Source organism: Pacificoceanicola niger (genome assembly GCF_048553275.1).
Lineage (GTDB): Bacteria > Pseudomonadota > Alphaproteobacteria > Rhodobacterales > Rhodobacteraceae > Pacificoceanicola.
Genome location: NZ_JBLZMW010000004.1, coordinates 40,567 through 66,602 on the forward strand (window position 1 = coordinate 40,567; position 26,036 = coordinate 66,602).

The 26,036-nt window shown below is 64.2% G+C and carries 24 protein-coding genes and 1 tRNA gene; 6 read left to right on the forward strand and 19 right to left on the reverse strand.

Annotation, left to right across the window (positions count from 1 at the left end):
• Nucleotides 1–25 precede the first annotated feature (25 nt).
• Nucleotides 26–409 (reverse strand): 5-carboxymethyl-2-hydroxymuconate isomerase, encoded by a 384-nt coding sequence (locus ACN2XU_RS07200; RefSeq protein WP_419409742.1) that lies wholly within the window; start codon nucleotides 407–409, stop codon nucleotides 26–28.
• An 87-nt stretch (nucleotides 410–496) separates the two neighbouring features.
• Between ACN2XU_RS07200 and ACN2XU_RS07205 the strand changes: the two genes are divergently transcribed.
• Nucleotides 497–961, forward strand: a complete 465-nt coding sequence (locus ACN2XU_RS07205; RefSeq protein ID WP_419409743.1) for a MarR family transcriptional regulator — start codon at nucleotides 497–499, stop codon at nucleotides 959–961.
• A 36-nt stretch (nucleotides 962–997) separates the two neighbouring features.
• Here ACN2XU_RS07205 and oiaX read toward each other — a convergent pair whose 3' ends face one another.
• A complete protein-coding gene (gene oiaX, locus ACN2XU_RS07210; protein ID WP_419409744.1) occupies nucleotides 998–2,242 on the reverse strand; it encodes a 3-oxo-isoapionate-4-phosphate decarboxylase OiaX in 1,245 nt (414 codons plus the stop codon).
• A gap of 103 nt (nucleotides 2,243–2,345) precedes the next feature.
• On the opposite strand from oiaX, the gene ACN2XU_RS07215 reads away from it, so the two are divergent.
• From ACN2XU_RS07215 to nanR, 3 genes are read left to right on the forward strand one after another with little or no spacing between them, the layout of a single operon-like run.
• Nucleotides 2,346–3,365 (forward strand): Gfo/Idh/MocA family protein, encoded by a 1,020-nt coding sequence (locus ACN2XU_RS07215; RefSeq protein WP_419409745.1) that lies wholly within the window; start codon nucleotides 2,346–2,348, stop codon nucleotides 3,363–3,365.
• The gene (locus ACN2XU_RS07220; RefSeq protein WP_419409746.1) at nucleotides 3,362–5,077 is read left to right on the forward strand and encodes a D-apionate lactonase family protein; all 1,716 of its coding nucleotides are present in this window, start codon (nucleotides 3,362–3,364) and stop codon (nucleotides 5,075–5,077) included. Before ACN2XU_RS07215 ends, ACN2XU_RS07220 begins: the two co-directional genes overlap by 4 nt.
• The gene (gene nanR, locus ACN2XU_RS07225; RefSeq protein ID WP_419409747.1) at nucleotides 5,074–5,793 is read left to right on the forward strand and encodes a transcriptional regulator NanR; all 720 of its coding nucleotides are present in this window, start codon (nucleotides 5,074–5,076) and stop codon (nucleotides 5,791–5,793) included. The genes ACN2XU_RS07220 and nanR overlap by 4 nt, the downstream gene beginning before the upstream one ends.
• Nucleotides 5,794–5,808: 15 nt before the next feature.
• Here nanR and ACN2XU_RS07230 read toward each other — a convergent pair whose 3' ends face one another.
• Entirely contained in the window at nucleotides 5,809–7,158 is a 1,350-nt protein-coding gene (locus ACN2XU_RS07230) for a four-carbon acid sugar kinase family protein (RefSeq protein WP_419409748.1), read from the reverse strand.
• Here ACN2XU_RS07230 and ACN2XU_RS07235 point away from each other — a divergent pair.
• Nucleotides 7,157–8,098, forward strand: a complete 942-nt coding sequence (locus ACN2XU_RS07235; RefSeq protein ID WP_419409749.1) for a phosphogluconate dehydrogenase C-terminal domain-containing protein — start codon at nucleotides 7,157–7,159, stop codon at nucleotides 8,096–8,098. The genes ACN2XU_RS07230 and ACN2XU_RS07235 overlap by 2 nt on opposite strands.
• 241 nt (nucleotides 8,099–8,339) lie before the next feature.
• On the opposite strand, the gene ACN2XU_RS07240 is transcribed toward ACN2XU_RS07235, so the two are convergent.
• The 10 genes from ACN2XU_RS07240 to ACN2XU_RS07285 form a co-directional block, all read right to left on the reverse strand.
• Nucleotides 8,340–8,416 (reverse strand) — tRNA-Met (locus ACN2XU_RS07240).
• 166 nt (nucleotides 8,417–8,582) lie between these two features.
• Nucleotides 8,583–9,896, reverse strand: a complete 1,314-nt coding sequence (locus tag ACN2XU_RS07245) for a DUF8689 domain-containing protein (RefSeq protein ID WP_419409750.1) — start codon at nucleotides 9,894–9,896, stop codon at nucleotides 8,583–8,585.
• A gap of 189 nt (nucleotides 9,897–10,085) precedes the next feature.
• Nucleotides 10,086–11,402, reverse strand: a complete 1,317-nt coding sequence (locus ACN2XU_RS07250) for a M16 family metallopeptidase (protein WP_419409751.1) — start codon at nucleotides 11,400–11,402, stop codon at nucleotides 10,086–10,088.
• Nucleotides 11,399–12,769, reverse strand: coding sequence for a M16 family metallopeptidase (locus ACN2XU_RS07255; RefSeq protein WP_419409752.1), 1,371 nt, complete (start codon nucleotides 12,767–12,769; stop codon nucleotides 11,399–11,401). Before ACN2XU_RS07255 ends, ACN2XU_RS07250 begins: the two co-directional genes overlap by 4 nt.
• A 123-nt stretch (nucleotides 12,770–12,892) precedes the next feature.
• The gene (locus tag ACN2XU_RS07260; protein WP_419409753.1) at nucleotides 12,893–13,414 is read right to left on the reverse strand and encodes a DUF3035 domain-containing protein; all 522 of its coding nucleotides are present in this window, start codon (nucleotides 13,412–13,414) and stop codon (nucleotides 12,893–12,895) included.
• 53 nt (nucleotides 13,415–13,467) lie between these two features.
• Nucleotides 13,468–13,947, reverse strand: a complete 480-nt coding sequence (gene lspA / locus ACN2XU_RS07265; RefSeq protein ID WP_419409992.1) for a signal peptidase II — start codon at nucleotides 13,945–13,947, stop codon at nucleotides 13,468–13,470.
• Nucleotides 13,948–14,062: 115 nt separating this feature from the next.
• A complete protein-coding gene (locus ACN2XU_RS07270) occupies nucleotides 14,063–15,217 on the reverse strand; it encodes a serine hydrolase (RefSeq protein ID WP_419409754.1) in 1,155 nt (384 codons plus the stop codon).
• Nucleotides 15,218–15,354: 137 nt separating this feature from the next.
• The gene (gene purH, locus ACN2XU_RS07275; RefSeq protein ID WP_419409755.1) at nucleotides 15,355–16,944 is read right to left on the reverse strand and encodes a bifunctional phosphoribosylaminoimidazolecarboxamide formyltransferase/IMP cyclohydrolase; all 1,590 of its coding nucleotides are present in this window, start codon (nucleotides 16,942–16,944) and stop codon (nucleotides 15,355–15,357) included.
• A gap of 30 nt (nucleotides 16,945–16,974) precedes the next feature.
• Nucleotides 16,975–18,723, reverse strand: coding sequence for a heparinase II/III family protein (locus ACN2XU_RS07280; RefSeq protein ID WP_419409756.1), 1,749 nt, complete (start codon nucleotides 18,721–18,723; stop codon nucleotides 16,975–16,977).
• A 192-nt stretch (nucleotides 18,724–18,915) separates the two neighbouring features.
• Nucleotides 18,916–20,169 (reverse strand): RsmB/NOP family class I SAM-dependent RNA methyltransferase, encoded by a 1,254-nt coding sequence (locus ACN2XU_RS07285; protein WP_419409757.1) that lies wholly within the window; start codon nucleotides 20,167–20,169, stop codon nucleotides 18,916–18,918.
• Nucleotides 20,170–20,257: 88 nt separating this feature from the next.
• Between ACN2XU_RS07285 and ACN2XU_RS07290 the strand changes: the two genes are divergently transcribed.
• Nucleotides 20,258–20,440: a DUF1674 domain-containing protein gene (locus ACN2XU_RS07290; protein ID WP_419409758.1), complete on the forward strand. Its 183-nt coding sequence runs from the start codon at nucleotides 20,258–20,260 to the stop codon at nucleotides 20,438–20,440.
• A gap of 159 nt (nucleotides 20,441–20,599) precedes the next feature.
• On the opposite strand, the gene ACN2XU_RS07295 is transcribed toward ACN2XU_RS07290, so the two are convergent.
• The 6 genes from ACN2XU_RS07295 to ACN2XU_RS07320 are packed head-to-tail and all read right to left on the reverse strand — an operon-like array spanning nucleotide 20,600 to nucleotide 26,034.
• Entirely contained in the window at nucleotides 20,600–21,133 is a 534-nt protein-coding gene (locus tag ACN2XU_RS07295; protein WP_419409759.1) for an A24 family peptidase, read from the reverse strand.
• 18 nt (nucleotides 21,134–21,151) lie between these two features.
• On the reverse strand, nucleotides 21,152–22,012 hold the full coding sequence (locus ACN2XU_RS07300; protein ID WP_419409760.1) for a tetratricopeptide repeat protein: 861 nt from the start codon (nucleotides 22,010–22,012) through the stop codon (nucleotides 21,152–21,154).
• Between the two features lie 34 nt (nucleotides 22,013–22,046).
• Nucleotides 22,047–22,610 carry a tetratricopeptide repeat protein gene (locus tag ACN2XU_RS07305; protein WP_419409761.1) on the reverse strand — a complete coding sequence of 188 codons (564 nt, stop codon included), beginning with the start codon at nucleotides 22,608–22,610 and terminating at the stop codon, nucleotides 22,047–22,049.
• A gap of 3 nt (nucleotides 22,611–22,613) precedes the next feature.
• A complete protein-coding gene (locus ACN2XU_RS07310) occupies nucleotides 22,614–23,585 on the reverse strand; it encodes a type II secretion system F family protein (protein ID WP_419409762.1) in 972 nt (323 codons plus the stop codon).
• Nucleotides 23,586–23,599: 14 nt separating this feature from the next.
• Complete coding sequence (locus ACN2XU_RS07315; protein ID WP_419409763.1) at nucleotides 23,600–24,565, reverse strand: type II secretion system F family protein; 966 nt, start codon at nucleotides 24,563–24,565, stop codon at nucleotides 23,600–23,602.
• 5 nt (nucleotides 24,566–24,570) lie between these two features.
• Entirely contained in the window at nucleotides 24,571–26,034 is a 1,464-nt protein-coding gene (locus tag ACN2XU_RS07320; RefSeq protein WP_419409764.1) for a TadA family conjugal transfer-associated ATPase, read from the reverse strand.
• Nucleotides 26,035–26,036 lie beyond the last annotated feature (2 nt).

Consider the following 26,036-nt stretch of genomic DNA (forward strand, 5'->3'; position numbering starts at 1 on the left):
GGGTGCGGTCCGGCGCGCGCGTGTGTCAGCCTGCCATGTGATCGCGGATGGTGCCGGTTTTTGGCGAGAGATCAGGGTCGATGTCGCGCATTTCCACAGAGAGGGCGAGAGAGCGCGTGGCCATGACCGGTTGCAAGAAGGTCTGTGCGGCGTCGAAGATCGCTTGGGTTGCTGCTTGCTTGACGGCCTGCGGACGACCGGCGCGCAGTCGGATCGACAGGTCGATAAAGCCGTGTTCGGGATCGCCGTCGGCGATGGCGTAGTGATCGACGCGGGTGGCCCGGACGCGGATGCCGGGGAGCGGGAAGGTCTCGATCCGGGCCGCCGCCGCGCGGATGACCTCGCAGAATTGCCCGAAGTCGACGACCTCTTCGAGGTTGCCGGAGTAGTCGATCTGGAAATGCGGCATGGGCGGGCTTTCTGTGAAAGGTGCGGTGCTGTCAGGTGAAATCACAGCGCTTGCCCGAGTCAATGATTTTAATTAACATGTCAACTAATGAGAGATTTGCGCGCCAAGGTCGGACTGCCCGAAGTGCCGTGCACCGCGCGGTCCCTGCCGATTGCCTTGATGCGGGCGCGGGAAAACGTCATGGGGCCGATCCGTGCCATGCTGGCCGATACGGGCGTTACGGAACAACAATGGCGGGTGCTGCGGGTGCTGGCCGAGGAAAGCCCGCTGGATGCCAGCCAGGTGGCCGCGCGGTCCTGTCTGCTGTTGCCGAGCCTGACGCGGATTGCCCGTTCGATGGTCGATCGCGGACTGATCACGGTGACGCCGGACACCGGCGACCGGCGGCGGCATTTGCTGCGCATCAGCGACGCAGGCGCGCGTGTGATTGCGCAGAACGCGGAGGCTGCTGCGGCTATTGTCGAAGGTTTCAAGCAGCGCCTGGGCAGTGAGGATTACGAGCTGTTGCTGGACCTTCTGGCGGTGCTGTCGGACGATCCCGGCAGGCCGTAAAGCGCCGGTTACCGGGGCGGCACGGTCACGCCCGCCTCAGCCCCATTTGGCCAGCGCCGCGGCCAATTCCGCGTGGTCCTTGGCATAATCCTCCAGAGAGGCCCCCGCAGCGGCGGCGTCCCAGGCTTGCCGGATGGCGCGCACGCCGCTGCCGAGGCCCATGGGATGGCCGTGCACGCCGCCCCCGGCGAGATACATCAGGTCGAGCGTGCCGCCGGTGCGATTCCACGTATCGACCGCCTGACCGCCCCATTGCCCGGAGCAGACCACCGGCAGGCAGCAGTCATCGGGCGAGAAGATCGGGGTGCGCACGTCGCCGAAGGATTTCACGAAACTGTCGTCCGGCTCCCAGTATTTCGCGCGGATGCCGTTGATCTGGAACTGATCCACCCCGAGCAGCCGCCAGATTTTCTGATAGGCGCGGAATTCGAGGCCAAGGCCGGGATGCCGGGTCAGCGCGTCCCAGCCATTGCGGTGCGCATGCAGGCACAGCGTCGAGCGTTTGCGCAGGAAGGCCATGCCGCCGTGGCCGACCGAGTTGATGTTGATCACCGCCGCATTGCCGCCGTGGGCCGCGACGATGTCATGGCCGCGCATCATCTCGTCCGGGTCAGCGGCGGAGATGCCGAAGGCGTACATGACCCGTTTGCCGGTCTTTTGCTCGTGGGCGTCGATCACCGGCATGATGGCCTTGACCCGGGCTTCGAGCGGCGAATAGCCGGGGCTCATCAGCTTCTCATCGTCCTTGATGAAGTCGACCCCGGCCTCGCAGAGCGATTTGATCACCTCTGCGGTTTCCTCGGGCAGCAGGCCGAGCGAGGGTTTGATGATCGAGCCGATGATCACGCGATCCTGCACGCCCATGAGGCGGCGCGAGCCTTCCAAGCCGAATTGCGGTCCGGGGTGGCAGGCCCATTCGGGTGGCAGGTCGATGTCCATGACGCGCACCCCGGTCAGGCCGCGCACGGCAAAGACGCCGCCGATGCAGATGGTCATCAGCGCGGCGATGTCGGTGCCGACGGCCTCCAGCGGGTAGGCAATCACAACGTCGGCACGGTTGTAGGGGCCGCTGCCCTCCGGATCGGGGATCGAGGGCACGGTGAGGGGCGGAAGGGGCGTGACCTGTTCGACCACGGCGGCGCAGCGCGCCTGCACTTCGGCGGTCTCGCCCGGCAGTTCGGTGAAGGTGCCGGTGGACTGATCCGAGGCGATCTTGGCCGCGAGGGCTTCGACATTGCCGGAAGTTTCGAGCCGGTAGGTGACTTTGATCGTGCTGGCCATTGCGGGTGCCCTCTGTTCCGATGCTCTTCCATCTGTAATGCTCATCATACCTGTTGACAACGGGCCATCGCTTCGGGACGCTGGCGGGAAAAAGGGGCGAGACATGAAGATTGCTTTGATAGGCTGCGGGTTCTTTGCGCAGAACCAGTTGCACGCGTGGCGCGATATCGAGGGCGCGGAGGTGGTTGCGGTTTGTGACCGCGACGCCGCGCGGCTGTCGGAGACGTCGCAGGCTTTTGCAATTGCCCGCAGGTACACGGACGCGGAGGCGATGTTCGCCGAGGGCGGTTTTGACGCGGTGGATATCGCGACGACCGTGGCCTCGCACCGGCCGCTCGTCGAGCTGGCGGCGCGGCACGGGGTGCATGTGATCTGCCAAAAGCCCTTTGCGCTCAATATGGCGGATGCCCGTGCCATGGTCGCCGCCGTCGAGGCGACGGGCAAGATCCTGATGATCCATGAGAATTTTCGCTGGCAGTCGCCGGTCCGCGCGGCGATCGAGGCGCTGCGCGGGGGGGCGATCGGCACGCCGTTCTTTGGCCGAGTGAGCTTTCGCTCGGGCTATGACGTGTTCAGCGGACAGCCCTATCTGGCCGAGGGCGAGCGCTTTATCATCGAGGATCTGGGCATTCACATTCTGGACATTGCGCGCGCTTTGTTCGGGGATGTCACGCAGATCACCGCGACGACACGGCGGATCAATCCGAAGATCAGGGGCGAGGATGTGGCGACCATGCTGCTGCACCATGCGAGCGATGTGACCTCCGTGGTGGATTGCTCCTATGCCACGCAGCGGCAGCCGGAGACCTTCCCGGAGAGCCTGCTGGAGATCGACGGAACGGAGGGCACGCTGCGGCTGGATGCGGGGTATCGTCTGACGATCCAGCGCGGCGGCGAGAACGTGGTGCGCGATGTGAGCCCGCCGGTTCTGGATTGGGCGTCGATGCCGTGGCACAACATTCAGGAGAGCGTCTTGCTTATTCAGCAGCATTTTGTGGACTGTGTGCGGGCGGGGCGGGTGCCGGAGACCTCCGGGCAGGACAACCTGCAGACCTTTGGCCTTGTCGAGGCGGCATATCTTTCGGCGCGCGCCCGCCGCAGCGTGAGGATGGACGAGATATGAGCGAGGCGATGCGTCTTTACGGCACCGAGGTGCCGGACATGGCCGCCGAGCGGATCACGCTCGGGGCGCTGAGCTTTACGCTGCAGAACGGGGCGCTGAGGCATATTCGTCTGGGTGATCAGGAGCTTGTCCGCAGTGTGGCGTTTCTTGTGCGGGATCGCGATTGGGGCACGCTTGCGCCGGTGCTGACGGAGGTGTCGCGCGAGGTGGGCGCGGCGCTGCGGCTTCGGATGGAAGCGGTGTATGAGACCGGCACGGCGCGGCTCGACGTCGATCTGCTGGTGACGGCAGAGGCCGGTCGGCTGCGGTTTGAGGCGTCGGGCCGGGTTCAGGGGGATTTCGAGACCAACCGTGCCGGATTTACCGTGCTGCATCCGGCCAGTGCGGCGGGTGCGCCGGTGCGGGTGCGGCATTCGGACGGGCGTGACGAGCAGTCCGCCTTTCCGGAGTTGATCGCGCCATGGCAGCCGTTCATGGATATCACCGAGCTGACGCATCGCGCCGGAGGCTTGGACGTGCGCTGCGCCTTCGAGGGCGACACCTTCGAGATGGAAGATCAGCGGCAGTGGGGCGACGCCTCGTTCAAGACGTACAACCGGCCCCTGGCGCTGCCATGGCCCTATACGCTCGAAGACGGGGCGGTGCTGCGGCAGGCGGTGGACCTGACATGGTCTGACGCGGAAAGCCGTTTCGAGCCGATGCCGCCCGAGAGCGTCGCAGGGGCGACCTTCCCGGAGATGGCGCTTGTCGTGACCGCAGAGGAGGCGAGGGCGCTCGCCGTCGATCCCGAGGCCCTCGTTCTGGCCGGTCCGCAGCGGGTTTTGTGCTCGCTTGATACGGCGCTTGGCGATACGGCGGGGCAGCTCGCGGCCTTCGCGGCGCTGCAGGCGCGCGGCCTTGGGATGGCGCTGGACCTGGAATTGATTGCGGTTTTCGATGGCCCGCCCGGTGCGGTTCTGGGCAACCTTGCGGATGAGATGGCGCAGGCGGGGTTTGTGCCCGACAGCGTTCTGGTCTGTCCCTCTGTTGACCGGCAATCGACGCCGCCGGGCAGTGACTGGCCCGAGTGTCCGCCGCTGGAGGAGATCCACGCGGCGGCGGCGGCGGCGTTTCCTGACCTGCCGAGGGGCGGCGGAATGGTCAGCTTTTTCCCGGAGTTGAACCGCAAGCGGCCCCCCGTCGACAGGCTCGATTTTGTCAGCCATGGGCTTTGCCCGATTGTCCACGCCGCCGATGATGTCTCGGTGATGGAGACGTTGGAGGCGATCCCGCATATCACCCGCTCGGCGCGGGCGATCCTCAAAGGCACGCCGTATCGCATCGGCCCTTCGACGATTGCCATGCGGCACAACCCCTATGGCTCGCGTACGATCCCGAATCCGGAGCAGGGCCGGGTGTGCATGAGCGATGACGATCCGCGCCATCGCGGGGCGTTTGGCGCGGCCTATGTCATCGGGCTTGCCGCGGCGCTGGCCCCGGCGGATGTGACTGTGTGGACACCGGCAGCAGTTCTTGGCCCGCGCGGGCTGGACGAGGACTGGCCGATCGGTGATGCGCTTCTGGTGCTTGCCGACCTTGCGGGGCAACCGGTCGAGCATGCCTCTGTCAACGATGGGCTGGCGCGGCTGACGGTTGGGGGGACGACGCTGACCGCGAATTTGACAGCGTCCGGGAGAGAGGGCCTTGGCCCCTATGAGTGGAGTGTGACATGAGCGCGGACGAGATCCCGGACAAGATCACCCGGCGCAAGCTGTCGGATCAGGTGTTGGATCGGTTGCAGGGGCTGATCTCGACCGGTGAGCTGAAGCCCGGCGATGTCATGCCATCGGAGCGCGCCCTGATGGCGCGCTTTGGCGTGGGGCGGCCAGCGGTGCGCGAAGCGTTGCAATCGCTGCACAACAGCGGGCTGATCACCATCAACCACGGCGAACGCAGCCGCGTGAATGCCATCGACGCCGGCACCGTGCTGAGCCAGAGCGACGCGATTGCGCGGCTCTTGCTGAGCTCGGCTCCGGGGAATTTGCAGCATCTCAAAGAGGCGCGGCAGATGTTCGAGCTGGGCATGGTGCGTCTCGCCGCGCAGCAGGCCAGCGAGAGCGATGTGGCGGGCTTGCGTGCGTTGGTCGAGGAGCAGCGGCGCAACCTCGGCAATGCCAAGGCCTTCGTGTCGGCGGATATGGCGTTTCACACCCGGCTGGCGCAGATGTCTGGCAATCCGATCATGGCGGCGGTCTCCGGTGCGATGCTTGCCTGGCTCTTTGAATATCACGGTGGCTTGCTGCATTGGTCCGGGAAAGAAGACATCACGCTGGCCGAACATGGGCGGATCGTCGATCTGATCGCGGCGCATGACGAGGAGGGGGCGGTCGCCGAGATGGCCAGGCACCTGACGCGCGCCGAAGGGGCGTTCGAGCCGCGTCAGGGGTAGGCGTTGCAGGGCGGCTCAGCGCGCGCCGCCGCCCTCGCGAATCCATCCGAAGAAGTCGGCGCTGCCCATCTGGCCGCCCTTGAGCGCGATTTCCAGCCCGTAGTGCGGGCCGGTGCCATAGGCCTTGCACAGGGATACGCCGGGAATCGTCGGGGCCAGCGCCTGCAGGGCTTCGAGGCCGAGAGCGCGCATGCCGTGGCCGGAGGTGTCGCCGCCGGAGATCACCGCGCGGCGGATGCCGGTGGCCGTGAGGATTCCGTCGAGGATCCGCCCGAGCGCCTTGCCGATCATTTCATTGGCGTCTTCGGGCCGGGTCCCGGTCAGTGACAGCGCCTTGCGCACCGCCGCGACGGCGGGATCGTCCGGCCCGGTGGCCGAACAGATCAGCGGGCTGGCCCCCTGCGCGGCGGCCTGCACCCCTGCGGCGATGGCTTTGTCGATTTCATCGCTCAGCACGGCGGGATCGGCGATGGCGCGGGCGGCATCGAAGCGGATGATCTCGAAGCCATTTGCGGCGGACCAGTTGATCTGTTGCGCGGTGATCGGCGAGACCGAGCCGGAGACGGCGGCGATTTGCGCCACGGGTCCGGCGCTTGGCACGGTGGCGGGTGGCGGGATCAGGCCGGTCTCCTGCCAGTGCCGCACCAGCGCGTATTCGATGCCCTGCGAGCCGACGGCAAAGCCGAGACGCGCCACGTTTTGCCAGATCAACCGCCCGGCGGCCAATTCGCTGGCCGGGTCCATGCTGTCGATGGACAGGATGCGGGCGCCGTCGCGCAGGGCGTCGTCCAGTGCCGGCTCTGGCCCGCTCCACAGCGCTTCGAGATCAATCAGCGCAGAGGGCAGGTCGGTCTGCGCCGCGAGGTGACGCAGCAGGTCCGATTCGTCCATCGGCGTGACGGGATGGCGCGCCATGACCGGATGCCGGTCGAGCCGGAAGACCCCGTCGAAGGTCCCGGCAAAGAGATGACCGAAGGCCTGATAGCGGCGCATCTGGGGCGCGCCGGTGATCATCGGCGCGGCCTTTGCCCCGGTGACTTTGAGGCCGATTTCGATGGCGGTGCCGATGTTTCCGGAGTGCGGCGCGGAATCGAAGGTGGAGCAGACCTTGTAATGCAGCAGCGGCGCGCCAAGCCGATGCAGAAAGGTGAAGGGCGCGGGCAGGTTGGCCCGCATCCAGTCCGGCCCATGGGTCCGCGCCGTAGAGGCGATGCCGATGGCCTGCGCATCCGTGAAACGCTCCAGAAGGGCGGGCGATGGGATGTCCGAGAACAGAACCGTTTCCAGCCCGGCGAAGGCAAGTACCTCCATGGTCGCGGCGGAGCCGGTGAAATCATCGCCAAACCAAGTGATGAGTGGGGCCATGTCTGTTCTCTCCTGCCTGCACCCGGAAGGCACGTTGACTCTTCGGTGTGATTATTATCTTATCATACCAGTTGTTCAAGCCCAAGACAGGGCGGAAGAGGAGAGACCTGAAATGACCACTGTTGCGCTGCTGGGGGCGGGCGGAAAGATGGGCGTGCGCCTGTCGCTGAACCTTGCCAAGACCGATTTCACCGTGCGCCATGTCGAAGTGAGCGAGGCCGGCCGCGCGCGCCTGAAGGAGGCGGTGGGCGTGGATTGCGTCGAGCAGACCGCAGCGCTGGATGGGGCCGAGGTGGTTGTACTGGCGGTGCCGGATACGGCGATCGGCAAAGTGGCGCAGGGCATCGTGCCGACGCTGAAACCCGGAACGATGGTTGTGATCCTCGACGCGGCGGCGCCCTATGCCGGACACCTGCCGGAGCGCGAGGACATCACCTACTTCGTCACGCACCCCTGCCACCCGATGATCTTCAACAACGAAGACACAGAGGCCGCGCGCCTCGACCGCTTTGGCGGTGTGGCCCATCCGCAGGGCGTGGTGAACGCGCTGATGCAGGGGCCGGAGGAGCACTATGCGCTGGGCGACAAGGTGGCCAAGGCGATCTATGCGCCGGTGCGCCAGACCTACCGCGTGACGGTGGAGCAGCTGGCCTACCTTGAGCCGGGTCTGTCGGAAACGGTTTGCGCCTCGCTGCTGGTGGTGATGAAGCAGGCGATGGATGAATGCGTGAAGCAGGGCATCTCCGAGGAATGCGCCAAGGACTTCCTGCTGGGTCACATGAACATCCTCGGCGCGGTGATCTTCGGCATTCAGGAAGGCCAGTTCTCCGATGCCTGCAACAAGGCCATCGAATTCGGCATTCCGGCCCTGATGAAAGACGACTGGAAACGCGTCTTCGAGCAGGACGAGATCATGGCGTCGATCAAGCGGATCACCTGAGGCCCCGGGCGAGCATACTCGGCAGATTGGCCCGTCGGAGCGATCCGGCGGGCTTTTTCTTGACCGAAGCGGTCCGAAAATTGTGCCGGAACAAATTTCTGGTTGGAGCGCTGCCCCTCCGCGCGCCCTTGGGCGCGCATCTGTCGGCTCGTGGCCAGCTTTTCGCAGAAAAGCGAAGACAGGAGACGAAACATCCCATCGACAAAGCACGTAAATTTGGCCATTTCAGGGGATTTAACAGTGGTGGCGTGGGGGAGACTTGAACTCCCGACCTATCGATTATGAGTCGATCGCTCTAACCAACTGAGCTACCGCGCCGTCCACTGTGAGGCCGCTGATTACTGAACAGGCAGGCGAGGGTCAAGCCCCAAATCCGCAGAAAATTTGCCCCGAGCAGGGAGGCGTAAATTCGTCTCGGATTTCCTGTTGTGTTGCGGCCTCAAGGTCTGTCGGATGCGCGGTGGAGGGGCGCGCATCCAAAGGGTTATTTGACGATGACCTCATCCTTGACGAACATGTTGCCCCAGGCGCGGTCCACCAGGTCCGGTGTCATCTTGTAGGGAATGCCTTCGAAGTCGCACACGGCGATCATCTGGTCGATCAAAAAAACCGGCTGGTAGTTGGCATAAACGTTGTTGATCGTTGGATACTTGTTCTTGAGCAGGTGCACGAGGCTGGCCTCGTCGAGCTGCATCTTCTTCTTGCGCGCCACCAGCGCAAAGATCTTCAGGAAGTCTTCCTGCGAGGGGCCGCCGATCTTGATCTTGAAGAAGATCCGGCGCAGGGCGGCCTGGTCGAAGATTTCATTGGGGTGGAAGTTGGTGGAGAAGATGACGAGCGTGTCGAAGGGCACCTCGAATTTCTCGCCCGATTGCAGGGCAAGGATGTCCTTGTTCTCTTCAAGCGGCACGATCCAGCGGTTGACCAGCTTCTGCGGCGGCTCTGCCTGTCGGCCAAGGTCGTCCACGATGAAGATGCCGCCGGTCGATTTAAGCTGCAGCGGCGCTTGATAAGTGCGCGCGGTGGGGTTGTAGACCAGGTCGAGCATGTCGAGCGACAGCTCGCCGCCGGTGATCACCGTGGGGCGCGCGCAGAGCACATAGCGCCGGTCAAATCGGGCGGTGCGGCGCAGGGCGCTGGCGTTTTCGGCATCATCCTCGGCTTTGGAATGCACGATCGGGTCGTAAACCGTGATGACCTGTCCGGAATATTCGATGGCGCGGGGCACGTAGATCTTGTCGCCCATGGCATCACGGATGCCGTTGGAGATCGAGGATTTGCCGTTGCCCGGCGGGCCATACATCAGGATCGAGCGGCCGGAGCTGACGGCGGGGCCAAGGTTGGCGATCAGATCGCTCGGCAGGATCAGGTGCCCCATGGCGCCGGTGAGCTGATCGCGGGTGATCTGGATGTTGCGGATCGACTGGCGCTTGATCTGCGCGCGGTACACATCGAGCGGTACCGGCATCGGGCCGAAGTACTCCGATTGCGCCAGAGCATCGAGCGCCCGTGCCTTGCCGCTGTCGGTCAGCTGATAAGGCATTTCGCTGCTGACGGTGCCTCCGGCGCCGAGCGTACCCATCGCCTCCAGAAGCCCCTGGGCGCGGGCCATGTCGATGATTTCCTGGGTGATCGGCACCGGGAGGCAGATCGCCCGCGCCAGTTCGGTCACGACATTGGTGTTTTTGCGAAACAGCGTCTTGAGCACGATATCTCGGATCATCACGTGCGACAGGCCGACATCGGCAAGGGTTTTGGGAGACGGGGGCGCCATGACGGCGCTGGTCTGCATGTTCATAACGCGGATCTGCCCTGATTGTTTGAGTGAACAATGTCCGGGCAATGTGGCGGATTGTTGGCTGAGGGGGGGAAGGTTAGAGGCATGCGGGCGCGATCTGCGCCCCCGGCGCGCAGGGTTCCAAACATGACGAAGCCCCGGGCGGGGCCGGGGCTTCGAAGGCCTTCTGGATGGCTTGGGCGCGTACGCTCAGTTGCCGACCGTGGTTTCCAGCCCGTCCGGTTGACCCACCACGACGAAATGCAGCGCCTCGGGCTTGAGGATCTCCGACGCCACGCGTTTGACATCGTCCAGTGTCACCGCCTCGATCATGGCATTGCGGGTGTTCACATACTCCGGTTCAAGCCCCTCCAGCTGCATCCCGACGAGGATTCCCGCGATGCGGCCATTGCCGTCAAAGCGCAGGGGATAGCCGCCGGTCAGGTACGTCTTGGCGCGATCAAGTTCGTCCTGGGTGACGCCGTTTTGCGCGACATCGGCCCAGACATCGCCGATCACCTGGGTCGCCTCCGCGATGCGGTCATTGGCCGATGCGACCCGCCCGACATAGAGGTTCGCATGGTCCTTGGTGGCCAGGTAGGAGTAGACGCCGTAGGTCAGCCCGCGTTTCTCGCGGACCTCGTTCATCAGCCGCGCTTCGAAACCGCCGCCGCCGAGCACCACGTTCATCACATAGGCGGGGAAGAAGTCCGGATCGTCGCGGGCGATGCCCTCATGGCCGAAGATGGCAACCGATTGCGGGGTGTCGAAGGGCACGACGGTGATGCCGCCTTCGGTTTTGACATCGACATCCTGCGGCAACGGTGCGCCGGTGTCCGGCAGGTCGGACAGCAGCGTGTCCATCAGGCTGGAGAGTTCCTCCGCGGTGATGTCCCCGGCGGCGGCGATGTAGACGCGATCCTTGGCCAGGGTCGCGGAATGGGCGGCGATCAGATCGTCGCGGCTCAGCGCCGAGACGCTTTCGACGGTGCCGTCGGAATTGCTGCCGTAGGGGTGGTCGCCAAAGACCATCTTGTCCCAGGTCGCGCTGGCGATGGCGTCGGGGTCGCGCTGATCGGAGCGGATGCCGGAAATGATCTGCGCCCGCACGCGTTCGATCGCGTCGGCATCGAAGCGCGGTTCGATGATCGACTGGCGCAGCAGGGCGATGGCCTCGTCGCGGTTCTCGCTCAAGACACGGGCAGAGATCGTCAGGGTGTCGTCCCCGACATCGTAGTCAAAGCTGGCGGCCAGCGATTCGGTGGCTTCGGTGAAGGTCTGCGCGTCCATATCGCCCGAGCCGTCCTCAAGCAGGGCGGTCATCAGGTTGATCGCGCCACGTTTGCCGGGGGCGTCGAGTGACGCGCCCCCCTTGAAGCTGAGTTCCAGCGCGACAAACGGGATCTGCGGCTCTTCGACAAGCCAGGCCTTGAAGCCGCCGGGGCTTTCGACCTGCTGGATGTCGACTTCGGCGCGGGCCATTGCGGCGCTGAAAACCAGCGCGATGAGGGCGAGCATCCGGGTCATTGCGAGACCTCCTCTTGCATGTCGTCTGCGGCGGCGGTCTCTTCTTCCATCAGATAGCCGGTCACGGAGTGACGCGGGTCAAAGACCTCGCGGGCGGCCTGAAGGATGTCTTCGGCGGTGACGGCCTGAAGCACGTCGGGCCAGTCCTGCACGTCCTGCACCGTCAGCCCCGCCGTCAGGGCGCCGCCGTAGGTGCGCGCGAGGCTCTGGACATTGTCACGCTGGTAGATCTGGCTGGCCTTGAGCTGAAACTTGATGCGGTTCAGGGCCTCGGGGTCGACGCCCTCCTGCATGAACTCGGCCACGGCCTTGTCCATGGCCGCCTCGGCCTCTTCGAGGCTGATACCGGGGGCAGGAACCACGATCATGCTCAGGCTGGTGTCGTCAAGCGCGGTATCATCGTAAAAGACACTGCTGTAGACGGCGGTTTGCGTGTCGAACTGCAGTTTCTGGCTCAGGACAGAGGTCTGCCCGCCGCCCAGCAGTTCAGAGAGCAGGGTCAGCGCGGCGGCCTTTTCCTGCGCGCCGGGATCGCGTTCGGGGGCAAGGTAGCTGCGGATCACGTAGGGCTGCGCGACGCGCGGATCGCGATAGATCAACCGCCGTTCGGCAAGGTGGCGCGGCTCTTGCGCGCGGTTGCGTTGCTCAAGGTCAGGGTTGGCAGGGAGCGGGCCGTAATGCTCCTTGGCCATGGCCAGAACCTCTTCGGGCTGCACGTCCCCGGCGACGATCAGGATGGCATTGTTGGGTGCGTAGTACTGTTTGTAATAGCCAAGCGCATCCTCCAGATCGAGTTGCTCCATCTCGTGGCGCCAGCCGATGATCGGTGTGCCGTAGGGGTGATTGAGATACAGCGCGGCCTGCCGCTGTTCGCGGAAGAGCGAGCCGGGATCGTTTTCCACCCGGCTGTTGCGTTCCTCGATGATGACTTCGCGCTCCGTGGCGATGTCATCCGGCGAGAGGCGCAGGTTCACCATGCGGTCCGCTTCCATCTTCATCATCAGATCGAGCCGGTCGACCGCGACGCGTTGATAATAGCCGGTGTAATCGGTGCTGGTGAAGGCATTGTCGGTGCCGCCATTGGCCGCCACGACCTTGGAAAACTCACCGGGGGCCAGGGTGTCGGTGCCCTTGAAAAGCAGGTGTTCAAGAAAGTGGGCAATGCCGGAGCGGCCACGCGGCTCGTCCGCCGATCCGGCACGATACCAGACCATGTGCACGGCGACGGGGGCGCGGTGATCCTCGATCACGACGACATCCATGCCGTTGTCGAGCTGATAGGTGGTGACCTGGTCGGGCAGATCCTGCGCCCGAATTGGCGTTGCCGCCAAGAATGTAAGGATCAATAACAGCGCTAGCCGAGGCATCGCAGCTCCCCTCCGGAAATGTGGTTGCAACCAACCTACGACCGAAAAGGTTAAGTTCAAGCGTTCACCTGCTGTCCCGTGATCACAGGATCGCGACAGGGCGCGATCCCGTTCACGATGCGCTTATTCCGGGGGCGCAGCCGGGGTGCGCGCGCCGCGCTGGCGGAAGATATCGAGCCAGCGCTGCGGATCGAGGGCCTGACGGCGGTAGGCGCGGTAATATTCATCCGTCGGCACGATGCTCCAGGTGAACAGCGAACGGCGCTTGCGGAAGGCGAGGTCTTCGGCGGCGAGCGATTGGCGGATCGCCGGATCGCGACCAAAGCGGCTGGCGGATCGGATGATCGCGGTGTCGGCGGCGGGCACAGCGGTGCCGACATCAAGTCGGTCCGGGCGACCGCCCAGAACCGCGACCGCGTCTTTCAGCGGCTGCTGATCGGTGCGATTGGCACCGCCGGGCGTCGGCGCGGGCAGCGCGGCATAGCTTTCGGGCTGTTCAAGGGGCTTGCTCGGAACGATGGCAAACTCTTCGGGCTTGCCGCTGTTCGTCCGCAGATCATGCAACGTAATGTCGCGATCCTTGCCGATACCACAGGCCGAAAGACCGATAAGCGCAAAAAATCCAACAAGATGCGCGGCTCGCATCGCAACCCTCCAAGTTCAATCGCCCATAGCCTTAGCGCATATGGCGAGCGGCGTCACGCGCCCTTTTTATTGCCCGGAAAGACCACGAGTCCAAGGGCACCAACGAAAATAGCGATATCCGCCACATTAAAAGCAAACGGATTGTCGAAACCGCAACAGGACATGTTGAGAAAGTCCGCCACGGCGCCATAGAGCACACGGTCGACGACGTTGCCGATGGCCCCGCCAATCAACATGCCGGCGGCAATCAGCCCCGTCGTGCCGGGAGGATCGCGGCGCATCCAGACCAGAACGAACAGCACGATGCCAATCGCCACGGAAATCAGGATCCAGCGTGTCGCGGGCGCTTCGCCGGCGAGCAGGCCGAAGTTGACCCCGTAGTTCCACGCCATGCGAAAATTCAGGAATGGCGGCAACACGTCGATGCTCAGCCGCGTGGCGAGATCCATTACATGGACGACCCAGATCTTGGTCAGCTGGTCGATGATGAAGATTGCAAGGGCGGTGCCGCCCACCAGCCCGATGCCCTGCATTGCCTGTCGTTTTGCCACGGCGTTTTGCCTTGCTGCTTGTGCTTCTGGAGCGGTTTACAGGGATGGTGCGGGATTGCAAACCGGACTTTCCATGCCGAGACGCCGGAGTCTGCCCTCAGCGCAGAACCGCCAGCACGCCCCGATAGGCGGCGGCGGCACTGAGCATGTTGATCGGCTCCTTGCCGTTGAAGGTGACCGCCACGCAGATTTCCCGTCCCACATCATCGAGAAGCGCGGTGGTGAAGTTCGTCACCCCCGGTTCAGAGCCGCCCTTGTAGGCCACGCGCGCCCAGTTCTGCGGCTCGGCGAGGCCGGGATTGATTTGCATCAGCGGCAGATCCGCCAGCGGCATGATCAAAGCGCACAGGCGGCTGAGCGGGACGTTCCATTCGAGGCCGGGCACATAGGGCGGCACGGTGCTGACCTGCGGCAAGTTCTGCGCCGCCTTGGCGGCGATGGCGGGGCGTTCTTCCGGAGCGGCAAGGAGCCATTCGGCCTGCGTGGTTTCATCCAGTTTGAGCGCGAAAAACTCGCGGGTCGTCAGGATCGTGTCGAGCCCGATCGCCGCTGCGACGCGCTCGCGCCCAAGCACGTCGATGAGCAGATCCGTGGCGGTGTTGTCGGAGATCGAGATCATCAGCGCCGCCGCCGTATGCAGCGTCACCGGCGCGCCGTCGGGCAGGGTCTGCATCTGGCCGGTGGGCAGCGATTTGTGCCGCGCTTCCAGCTGAACCACGTCGGACCAGGCGCGATTCCCGGCCTTGATGTCCTGCTGCAGCACCGACAAGACGCCGAGTTTGAAGGTGGAGGCGACAGCCATCGGCGCATCGGCGTTATGCTGGTTGAGGATTTGCCCGTCGCGCATGACAAGCCACGACACCTGATCGGCCTGACCAGTGAGCTGGGCAAGGGCAGTGTCCATGTCGCGCGGAATAGGTTCGGGCGCGGCGAACCAAAGCGCTTCGACAAGGCCCTCTTCGTCGAGGCGGATTGTCCCGGAGGCGCGGTGCGTCGCGGTTTCGATGTAGAAATTGCCGTCTTCGACCGCGATCACCGTCGGCTCGCCGATCAGCTCGCGCACCTGCTTGATCACCATCCGAGCCTGTTCGACCGGGATCGAGGACAAAAAGGCAGGGGCAAAGTCTTCGGTCTCGGCGCCGCCATCGAGCAGATCCCGAAGGACCACATCGGCTTGCTGGGCGCACACAGCCTGGCCCAGTGTCAGACTCGCGAGGAGCCAGAACGTCAATGCGCGGAACGGCCTGATCATTCCTCTGATCCTTTTTGAACAGAATGGCGGCACAGGGCCAGTTGCGCAAGCACTTTGGCCGTTAAGTCGTGCGCGTGAAGGCCTTTTTCAAGGCGGCCCCCCGGCGCCTCCGACCGGAGGCGCCGGGGGCGGCGGCGTCAGTGCCGGAAGTGGCGCATACCCGTCAGAACCATGGCGAGACCGGCCTCGTCGGCGGCCTTGATCACCTCGTCATCGCGCATCGAGCCGCCCGGCTGGATGACGCATGTGGCGCCCGCAGCGGCGGCTTCCAGAAGGCCATCGGCGAAGGGGAAAAAGGCATCGGAGGCAACAGCGGAGCCGATGGTCAGCGGCTGCGGCAGGCCAAGGCTGTCGGCCATGCGCTCGGCCTTCTTGGCGGCGATCAGCGCACTGTCGACGCGGCTCATCTGGCCGGCACCGACGCCCACGGTCGCGCCATCCTTGACGTAGACGATGGCGTTGGACTTGACGTGCTTGGCCACCTTCCACGCGAAGAGCAGGTCGCGCATCTGGGCATCGGTCGGAGCCTTCTTGGTGACCACCTTGAGGTCATCGAGGTCCATCTGGCCGTTGTCCTTGTCCTGCACGAGCAGTCCGCCGGACACCTGGCGGTAGCTCAGCCCCGCTTCGGCGGTGTTGGCCAGACCCGGCGTCACCAGAAGGCGCAGGTTCTTTTTCCTGGCAAAGATCTCCTTGGCCGCATCGTCGGCGGCGGGGGCGATGACCACTTCGGTGAAGATCTCGCTGATCGCCTCGGCCGTGGCCACGTCCAGCTTGGAGTTCAGCGCCACGATGCCGCCAAAGGCAGAGGTGCGGTCACAGTCAAAGGCCTTCTGGTAGGCTTCGAGGATCGTCGCACCGCGCGCCACGCCGCAGGGGTTGGCGTGCTTGATGATCGCCACGGCGGGGCCGTCCTTGGGCAGGAATTCGGAGACCAGCTCAAAGGCCGCGTCGGTGTCGTTGATATTGTTGTAGCTCAGTTCCTTGCCCTGAAGTTGTTCTGCGCGGGCGATGCCGGGGCGCTCGGAGCCGTCAACGTAGAAGGCGGCCTTCTGATGCGGATTTTCGCCGTAGCGCAGGCCCTGCGCCAGTGTGCCGGCAAAGACGCGGCGGCGCGGGGTGTCCTCGCCGATTGCGCCGGCCATCCAGGTGCTGACGGCGGCGTCATAAGCGCCGGTGCGCGCGTAGGCGATCTGCGCCAGCCGCTGGCGGAAGCGGTAGGAGGTCTGGCCGTCGTTTTCGTCCAGTTCAGCCAGCAATGGGGCATAGTCCTCGACGTCGACCACGGTGGTGACAAAGGCATGGTTCTTGGCCGCGGCGCGGATCATCGCCGGGCCGCCGATGTCGATGTTCTCGATCATCTCGTCATAGTCTGCACCCCGGGCGAGCGCGGCCTCGAAGGGGTAAAGGTTGACCACCAGCAGGTCGATGCCGCCGATGCCGTGCTCTTCCATGGCGGCCACGTGTGCGTCGTTGTCGCGCAGCGCCAGCAGGCCACCGTGCACCATCGGGTGCAGGGTCTTGACCCGTCCGTCCATCATTTCCGGAAAGCCCGTTACGTCGGAGACGTCCCGCACCGCGATGCCCGCATCCCGAATAGCCTTGGCGGAGCCGCCGGTGGAAAGCAGCTCGACGCCGCGATCGGAAAGCGCCTTGGCAAGGTCGGTGAGGCCCGTCTTGTCGGAAACGGAAAGCAGCGCGCGGCGCACGGGATAAAGGTCAGTCATGGCAGCAAAGGTCCCCTTGGGGTTTTCGGATCAGGTCAGCATCTCGGCATCGTCACGGGCCAGATCGCGGACGGCGGTGGCCGTCTCCTGCGCCTTGGCCAGAGACCAGCGGATGCGGGTCGCATAATCCATTGCGCGCCCGGATAAAACGATTTGTTTGCTCGCGCGGGGGCGCATTCGGCCCTTTTCGAGATAAACCGATGGATCGATGGCCAAATCCACCTTGCCCGAGAAGCGGAAGACCCAGATTTCGCCCGACCGCAGCGCCAGCGAGACGGCGTTGCCGCCCATGTCCAGCGCCACATCCACCTCCGGATGCAGGTGAAAGCGGATGTCATAGGGCAGGCCCGCGAGCTTGACCGCGTCCATGGCCTTGTCGAACTTCTTGTTGGCGGCATCGTCGAGGGCGACGAGGTAATCCTCGCCCTTGATCTCGCGTCCGTCGAGGCTGAGTTCGAACGCGCGGGCATGGGTCAGCCCCTGCAGCCCGACATAGCCGTCATGCCCGGCTTCGAGCCGGAAGCCACCGTCCGCGTGGTCCATCTGCACCGGCACATGGCGCGGTGTGTCTTCGAGCAGCTCGCGGCGGGACAAGCCGATCCAGCGCTCGGGGCCAAGGCGCGAGCTGGAATAGCCCTGAAGACACAGGGTGGAATGGGACGGGGTGGCGCGGCCGGCCCGGCGCCAGTCAGCGCCGAACTCCGCGCCCGAGCCGCAATTGACGATCATCGGCCTGCGTCCCGAGGTCAGCTCGAAGGCCAGGGTAGAGGCATGGGCCTGCGAAGAGGCCTTGCCCGCCGGGGGCGCGGCGGTATCCACGATGATCGAGGTGCGCCCGGCGGACAGGCGGCTGTAGCCCATGGCGAGGCCGTCGGTCTGTCGCTTCTTGCTGCCCGACGCGGCGAGCGCCTGATCGAGCCGCCCGTCCAGACCGCGCCCGCCGCCGTGAAACCGCGCCAGCCCGCCATCCGCGTGACGCAGGGCGCGCAGGGTCGGGGCGATGCGGTTGATCGCGGAGAGATGCGCGGGGTCCGGGTCCTTGCGACCCTCCTGCAGCGCCGCCTGCGCCCAGGTCAGCAGGGTGAAGACCTCAAGCAGTTCTTCGGGATTGCGCGTCGGGATGCCGCCCTGATCGTCCACCTGCCGGGCGCATTCCGCCCCCAGCGCGAGGCGGGCCGGTTCGGCGCGCTCTTCCATCCCTTCGATCGACAGGCCGCAGTAGAGCAGCCCGGTCAGCGCCTCGAACCGGGGCAGGCCCGGGCTTGCCCCCTGCCAGCGACGGGCGAGGAACGTGGTCTGGGCTGCCAGCGCCTTGTAATAGGCTTCGGCCTCTTCGGCGCTGGTGCCGCGCAGCAGGAACAAGGCATGATGCACCCAGCGGATGACCCGCCGTCCGGTCAGCTCCGGCGACCAGCCCGGCCCGGTGCCGCCGCCATAGCGCCCGATCCAGCCCCAGAGCCATTGTTGCGCCAGCTTGCGGGCCTTGGCATCGCCCACGGCAGCGAGATCGTCGAGCCAGCCAAAGCCGTGCACCGCTTCGGCAAAAGCCTCGTCCGGCAGATCCAGATCCCAGAGGATGGCGTCCTGAACTTCCAGAAGATGCCCGGCAAACATGACATTTCCGGCCAACAACTGCCGCCCGCGGGCGAAATAGCCGATGGTGCGCGGTTCCGGCTGCGAGACAAAGCCCCTGGCCGGACGCGCCCGCGCCGCAAGACGCGCGTGCACACGATTGAGAAAGCGCGCCTGCCTGGCCCGCCAAGTCCGCCCCTTGGACATGTCACTGCCTCTGTCTTACGGCCTGCTGTGCCGCCTCACCCACGCCCCTTCTGGAGCTGTTGTTGTGGTGAATGTACCGTTAACGACGGCCCGCGTCACGTGGCTTTGTTCGGCTTGCGGCGCTTTGCGCGGGAATTGGCGTTGAGCGGGGGCGTTTCGCGGTCGGATTGGGCGCAAATTGACGCCCATGCGTCAGGACTTGCGCAGCCGCGCCATGTAAAAGCCGTCCATGCCGCCCCGATCGGCCCAGAAATCCGGTCGCAACCGCAGACCGCCTTCGTCGCTGCGCCACGGTTCTTCGATCCACGCGGCCTCGGGCGGTTCGACAGTCAGGCCGGTGTGGCGTTTGAGAGCCTCGTCAATCTGGCATTCGCCCTCGTCCGGAATCAGCGAGCAGGTGGCGTAGACCAGCAGGCCGCCGGGTTTGAGCAGGCTCAGCGCGTGGTCGAGCATGTCTTGCTGAAGGCCGATCAAGGCGCCGATGCGCTCGCCCTGATGCAGGTGCGGCAGGTCGGGATGGCGGCGGATGGTTCCGGTGGCCGAGCAGGGCGCATCGAGCAGGATGGCGTCATAAGCCCCCGCGTGCTCCAGCGCGTCGTCCGCAACCAGCGTCGCGGTGAGCCGTGTGCGTGACAGGTTTTCCTCGACCCGTCCGAGGCGGGCATGGGAGAGGTCCAGCGCAGTGACCTGTGCTCCGGCGGCTGCCAGTTGCATGGTCTTGCCGCCTGGCGCGGCGCACATGTCCAGCACGGTCAGGCCGGTGACATCGCCCAGCAGCTTGGCCGGGAGCGCGGCCGCCGCGTCCTGAACCCAGAAATCGCCCGTGTCATAGCCGGGCAGGGCGCTGACCTGCCCGCCGCTCAGCCGCACCGAGCCCGTGGGCAGGAGGGTGCCGCCCGTGGCCTCGGCCAGCGCGGCGGGATCGCCCTTTGCCGTCAAATCGAGCGGTGCGCCGGCGAAGTGTGCGGCTTCCATGGCGGCGACGGCCTGCGGCCCCCAAGCCTCGACCAGCGGGCCGCGCAGCCATTTCGGCAGGCGCGGGATGCGCAGTTTTTGCCATTCGGTCGGGCCGGTTTCGGCGACCTTGCGCAGCACGGCGTTGACGAGACCCTTGAACTGCTGTGTCCGCTTGCCTGCGCTGATGAGGTTGACCAGATCGTTTACGACGCCATGCGCCGCACCGCCCGCGCAAAGCTCGATCGTGCCAAGCCGCAAAGCGTTCATCACCACCAGCCCCGGTGCCTTGCGCAGGTGCGGCTTCAACACGCGGTCGGCCCGTTCAAGCCCGCGCAGCACGTCCGCGGCCAGACGCTGCGCCGCCGCGCGGTCGGCCGGTTCGAGCGCATCGAGCCGTGTGGCCGCTTCGCTCAGCGGGCGCGCCTCGCCCAGAACCTGTGTCAGGATTTGCACGGCGCCCTTGCGCGCGGGGCTGAAGGATTTGCTCATTGGGTCTCCGGGGGTCGGGATTGCGGGCGCCGGGCTTGCCCCGCCATGGCTGAGGCGTATATCAATGGTGCAGTTCGAGGAAAAGCCAATGTCTGATACCCGCAAGGATCTTCCCCCCGCCGCGCAGCGCGCCCTGGCCGAGGCCGAGGCACGCCGCAAACAGGCCGAGGAAAATGGGAACGCCATGCCCAAGGAGCTTGGCGGGCGCGATGGCCCGGAGCCTGTGCGCTATGGCGATTGGGAGAAAAAGGGACTCGCGATCGATTTCTGATCGGCGTGGCCTGGCGGTTTCGAAGATTTGCCGGGTCAGATTTTTGGGGCGCTGTCCCCGCACGCCCCCGAGATATTTTTGGACCAGTGAAGGCTTGGGCGTGGCTTTGGTATGATCCGGGGCGGCGCGAGAGTCTGATTTTGGCTCTTGGTCGGTGCGTTACCGGCCGTAGAGCGCCCCCATGATCAGATAGGTGCTGAGCATCAGGGCAAAGCCGGTGCCCATGGGGATTGTGAAACGATTGCCTTTGCCCACCGAGGTCTTGGTATCGGCTGCCGCGCCTTTCCAGGTCTTCCATTCGGGCGCGAGCCGGTGCAATGGCGTCCAGCGGACGAGGAGCACGGTGATCGTGGCCGCCAGCATGGCCGACGCGGCGACAAAGAGCATCATGCGGATGTCGCCGGGATGGATGAAGAGCGCCAGAACGGCGGCGAACTTGACGTCGCCGGCGCCGATCTGGCGAAAGAACCAAAGCAGCAGCCCATATGCGAACACGACGGCGTAATGCGCAAAGCGCCATGCGAAGTCATAGAACGGCAGGGTGGCGAGGCCGATGATCACGAATACGGCAAAGAGCGCCCAGACGGTCACATTGGTGATCTTCTTCGTGCGCATATCGACGTAGAAGGTCAGAATGCAGATCGGCACCACGAAGATCGCGAAGAGCGCCGCCTGAAAGGCCGGAATGGTCATGGGCGCCCTCGCGCGGAATTAGCGTGTGACGGTGGATTCGAGCGCTTCGAGCGAGCGGGAGGCGGCTTCGAAGTGCTGGGGGTGGGTGTCGATGGCGTCGCGCAGGAGACCTTTGCCGATCTCCGTGTCGCCGCGTTTGATCGCCGCGAGGCCCATGGAATAGAGCAGTTCCGCGCGCTCTTTCTGCGTCATCGGGACGACGGGCAGGGTGTAGTTGCCCTGTGCGCCACGCGCCAGAACGAGGTTGTTCTTGGCCGTGAAGTTATCGCGGTCGCGTCGGATGGCGTCGTTGAACAGGCGTTCGGCCTCGGCGTAATCGCCACGGCTCAGTTTGGAATAGCCCCAGTTGTTCAGCACATTGGCGGGCGTCGTCGTCAGGCCGATGGCGATTTCGTAGAAGCTGTCCGCCTTTTTCCATTCCTTGTTGCCGTCGGCGATCATCGCTTCGAGGCGATAGCGCTTGTAGGTCTCATGGGTCGGGGGGATCGAGTCGAGCACCTTCTCCGCCGCATCCCAGTCGTTGGAGCGGATCAAAACATCGGCGAGTTGGACGCGGTCGTTGTCGGTGGCATCCTTGTGCTCGACGACGCGGGCCCAGGCGACCTTGCCCTCGCTCACGCGTTTGGCCTTGACCAGTGAGGTCGCGAGGCCGCGCTGCAGGTCGATGCGGTCGGGGTCCTGGCTCAGGGCGCGCTGAAAATAGGAGACCGCCTCGTTCGGGTCGCCCACGGTCAGCATCACTTCGTTCAGGTTGGTTTCGTCGATGACGTTGACGCCCTGGAACTCACGGTCCACGGCGTCCTTGTCGATGCCCTTTTCGCAGGCCGAAAGCGCGGCAAAGCCCGCAACGGCCAGTGTCACAACCAGGGATTGGCGCATGTTTCCTGCGTCCTTTTGCTGCTCTGCCTCAGTGTCACCCGTTTGTCAGCGTGATCTGGTAGACGCTGCTACCCCGCCGCACGAGTTTGTATTCTTGTTCTATACTCTCATCGTAGCTGGAATTGTCCATTTTTGCGAGAGCCAAGCGCAGATTGTCCCGAATTGAGTCGTTTTGGCCATTGTCGAGTGCATAGGCACGGCGGAATACTTCGACCGCTTCGGCAATTTTGCCACGCTCCATGAGCACGACACCCAGATTGTTCCAGGCTTCGGGCCAGTCGCCTTCGACCTCGATGGCGCGGCGCAGGAGCTTTTCCGACTGATTCAGCCGCCCGAGCGCGAGGTTGGCGGAGCCAAGCGCGGTGAGCACCTCGGCGTTCATCCCGTGGGCGCCGGCGGCGCGGATGTAAGCCTCCAAAGCCAGCTCGTGTTCGCCCGCATCCATCAGGCGATGTCCAACCACGAGACCGTCGACGGCCTCGCCGCGCGGGTCGAGCGACGGCGCGTAGACCTGCCCCTCCGGCACGGCTTGGCCGCCTGCGGAACAGGCGGCCAGAACGATCAGCGAAAGAATTGATCCCATGCGGATCAGCGTCATGATTTATTGTCCGATACTGCCCATCTGCGTGATGCCGACAGCCGAGGGACCCACAAGGATGATCAGCAGCGGCGGCACCGTCAGCATCATAGTGGTCAGCGTCATCTTTGTCGGCAGCTGGTTTGCCTTTTCTTCGGCGCGCATGACCCTTTTGTCACGCATTTCCCCGGCATAGACGCGCAGCGCGTCAGAGATCGAGGTGCCGAAGGTCTGGGCTTGGTTGAGCACGGTCACGAAGCTGCTGACGTCCTGCACACCGCAGCGTTCCGACATGTCGTTCAGCACCTGGGTCTTGTCCTTGCCGGCCTTCATCTCGTGGGCAATGATTTCATACTCATCGGCGAGCGCGGGGTAGGAGGCGCGCAACTCCTTGGACACGCGGACAATGGATTGGTCCATGGACTGGCCCGCCTCGACGCAAACGAGCATCATGTCCAGCGCATCGGGAAAGCCGGACTGGATCTCGTCCTTGCGTTTTTCGACGCGCTTGTTGATCCAGTATTTCGGCGTCATGTAGCCTGCGGCGCCGGGACCGAGAATGTACATCAGCTTTTGCTGCATGGTGGCCGACGCGCCATCGACGAACATCAGAAAGTAAACCGTGCCGCAGGCGAGCAGACCAAGCCCGAGGGCGAATTGGGCGAAATAATAGATCTGCACCGCATCCTTGGTCCGATATCCCGCCTGAAGCAGCTTCATGCGGATGTCGGAGAGTTCCTTGGCGTCCTGCGGTTCGAGGAACTGTGCGTATTTGTTCAGCTTCTCGTTTTTCTTCTTCTCGCGCAGAACCTGGCGGGTCTCCGCGTTCATGCGCTCCTGTCCGGACTTGCGGAGCTTGTCCATCGGGTCCGGCTTCGAGCGCAGCATCATCGGGATTGTCGACAGGATCAGCAGCGCCGCAAGGCCGGCAACCACCAGCAGCGGGCCGGCGGGCCCGAGCATGTCGGTGATCATGGTATTGAGTTGATCAAACATGGAAGTGTTACCCTTCAGACCTTGATATTAACGAGCGCCTTCATGACGATCATGTTGAGCGCGAGCATGATGAACACGATGAAGCAGGCCGGGATGAACCATTCGTGGTCGAGCACTTCGTCGTAATAATCGGGCTTGGCCACCTGAATGAAAACCAGCGCACCGAGGGGGAAGGCGGAGAGGAACTTGCCCGACCATTGCGCCTCGGCGGTGATCGCCTTAACCCTACGGAACAGGCGGAAGCGGGCGCGGATCACCTTGGCCAGACCTTCGAGGATTTCGGCGAGGTTGCCACCGGCCTGTTGCTGGATCGCCACGGCCACGGCGAGGAAGCGCAAATCCTGCATGTCGAGCCGTTCGGCCATGTGCTTGAGCGCCTCGCCGATGTCACGGCCGTAGGTCGCCTCATCCGCGATGATGCCGAATTCGGTAGCCAGCGGGTCCTTGATTTCCTTCGAGACGATGGAAATGGCGGATGTGAAGGGATAGCCGGTGCGCAATGAGCGCACCATCAGTTCGACGGCGTCCGGAAGCTGCTCTTCGATCATCGACAGGCGCTTCTTGGCCTTGTGGTTGACCCACATGTAAACGCCGCCGACGCCCATGGCGACGCCCATCGCCAGCCGCACGGCAAAGCCCGCCTCGGTGCCGATGGTCAGGCCGAAAAAGGCGACGACGCTGACTGCGGCCATCACGAGGATGAGCTGCTGCGGGGTAAAGGCGATCGCGGCCTTCTGGGCCTTGTCCGCCAGCACCGAATAGAGCGGCAGCGAACGCGATTGCATATGCTGGTCCATCTCCTTTCGGAGCTTGGCAAGCACGTCCTCGCGGCCTTCGCCCTTGTCGAGCATCTCAAGGCGGCGGTTGACCTTGTTATTGAGGCTGATGGATTTGCCGAAGGCGACGAGATAGACCCCTTCGACCAGAACCAACACGGCAATGAAGATAATGCCGTAGATGATCGGTTGTGCGCTGAGCATTAAGGTTACTCCGGTCTGAAGGGTTCGTAGATGGAGGCGGGAATGTCATAGCCCCACATCCGGAAACGTTCGGAATAATGCGAACGCACGCCGGTGGCGGTGAAATGGCCGATGATCTTGTTGTCGGGGGTCAGGCCGACGCGTTGGAAGCGAAAGATCTCCTGCATGGAGATCACGTCACCCTCCATGCCGGTGATCTCGGTGATCGAGGTCATCCGGCGCGAGCCGTCCTGCAAACGGGATGCCTGCACAATGAGGTTTACAGCCGACGAAATCTGAGAGCGCACGGCCTTGAGCGGCATTTCGATACCGGCCATGGCGATCATGTTCTCCAGACGGGCAACACCGTCGCGGGCGCTGTTGGCGTGGATCGTGGTCATGGACCCGTCGTGGCCGGTGTTCATGGCCTGCAACATGTCGATGACTTCCTCGCCACGCGTCTCGCCAACGATGATCCGGTCCGGGCGCATCCGCAGGGCGTTCTTGAGACAGTCCCGCGGGGTGACCGCGCCCTTGCCTTCGACGTTGGGCGGGCGGCTTTCCATGCGCCCCACGTGGGTCTGCTGGAGTTGAAGTTCCGCCGTATCCTCGATCGTCAGGATCCGCTCGGCATCGTCGATGAAGGACGACAGCGCGTTGAGCGTGGTCGTTTTACCCGAACCCGTACCACCGGAGACGATGATGTTCAGGCGTGTGGCGACGGCAGCCTGCAGATAGACGGCCATTTCCTCGGTAAAGGCGCCGAACCTGACCAGGTCGTCAATGCCCAGCTTGTCCTTCTTGAACTTACGAATCGAGACCAGGGAGCCGTCGATTGCAATCGGGGGAACCATGGCGTTGAAACGCGAGCCGTCCTGAAGACGGGCGTCGACATAGGGGTTGGATTCGTCGACACGGCGGCCCACGGCGGAAACGATCTTGTCGATGATCCGCATCAGGTGCTTTTCATCCTTGAAGGTGACGTCCGACAGGGACAGCTTGCCCTCTTGTTCGATAAAGATCTGATGCGGGCCGTTGACGAGAATATCCGAGACCGTCTCGTCCTTGAGCAGGGTTTCGAGCGGGCCAAGGCCCTTCACTTCGTCATACAGGTCGTTGATCATCGCGCGCCGCTCTTCGCGGTTCAGCACGATGCCGCGTTCCTGCAGCGACTCGGTGGCGATGGCGTTGATTTCTTCGCGCAACTCGCCTTCGCCGGCCTGATCGAGCGCGGCGAGGTTCAGGTTTTCGAGAAGCGCGCGGTGCAGTTCGAGCTTGACCTCGCCGAGGCGCTCCTTGCGCTTCTTTTCCTTGTCCATCGGCGCGGTCGATGCGGGCGCTTTGACCTTGGTCTTGCGCGAGGCCGTCGTGATCGCCGATGTTACATGCGGTTTTTCGGTGGGCGCCGCGGCGGGCGCGGGGGCCTTGACCGGATCCTTTTGGACCGGCACGGCCCCCTTCATCTGAGGTTTCTTATATCTGGAAAACATTT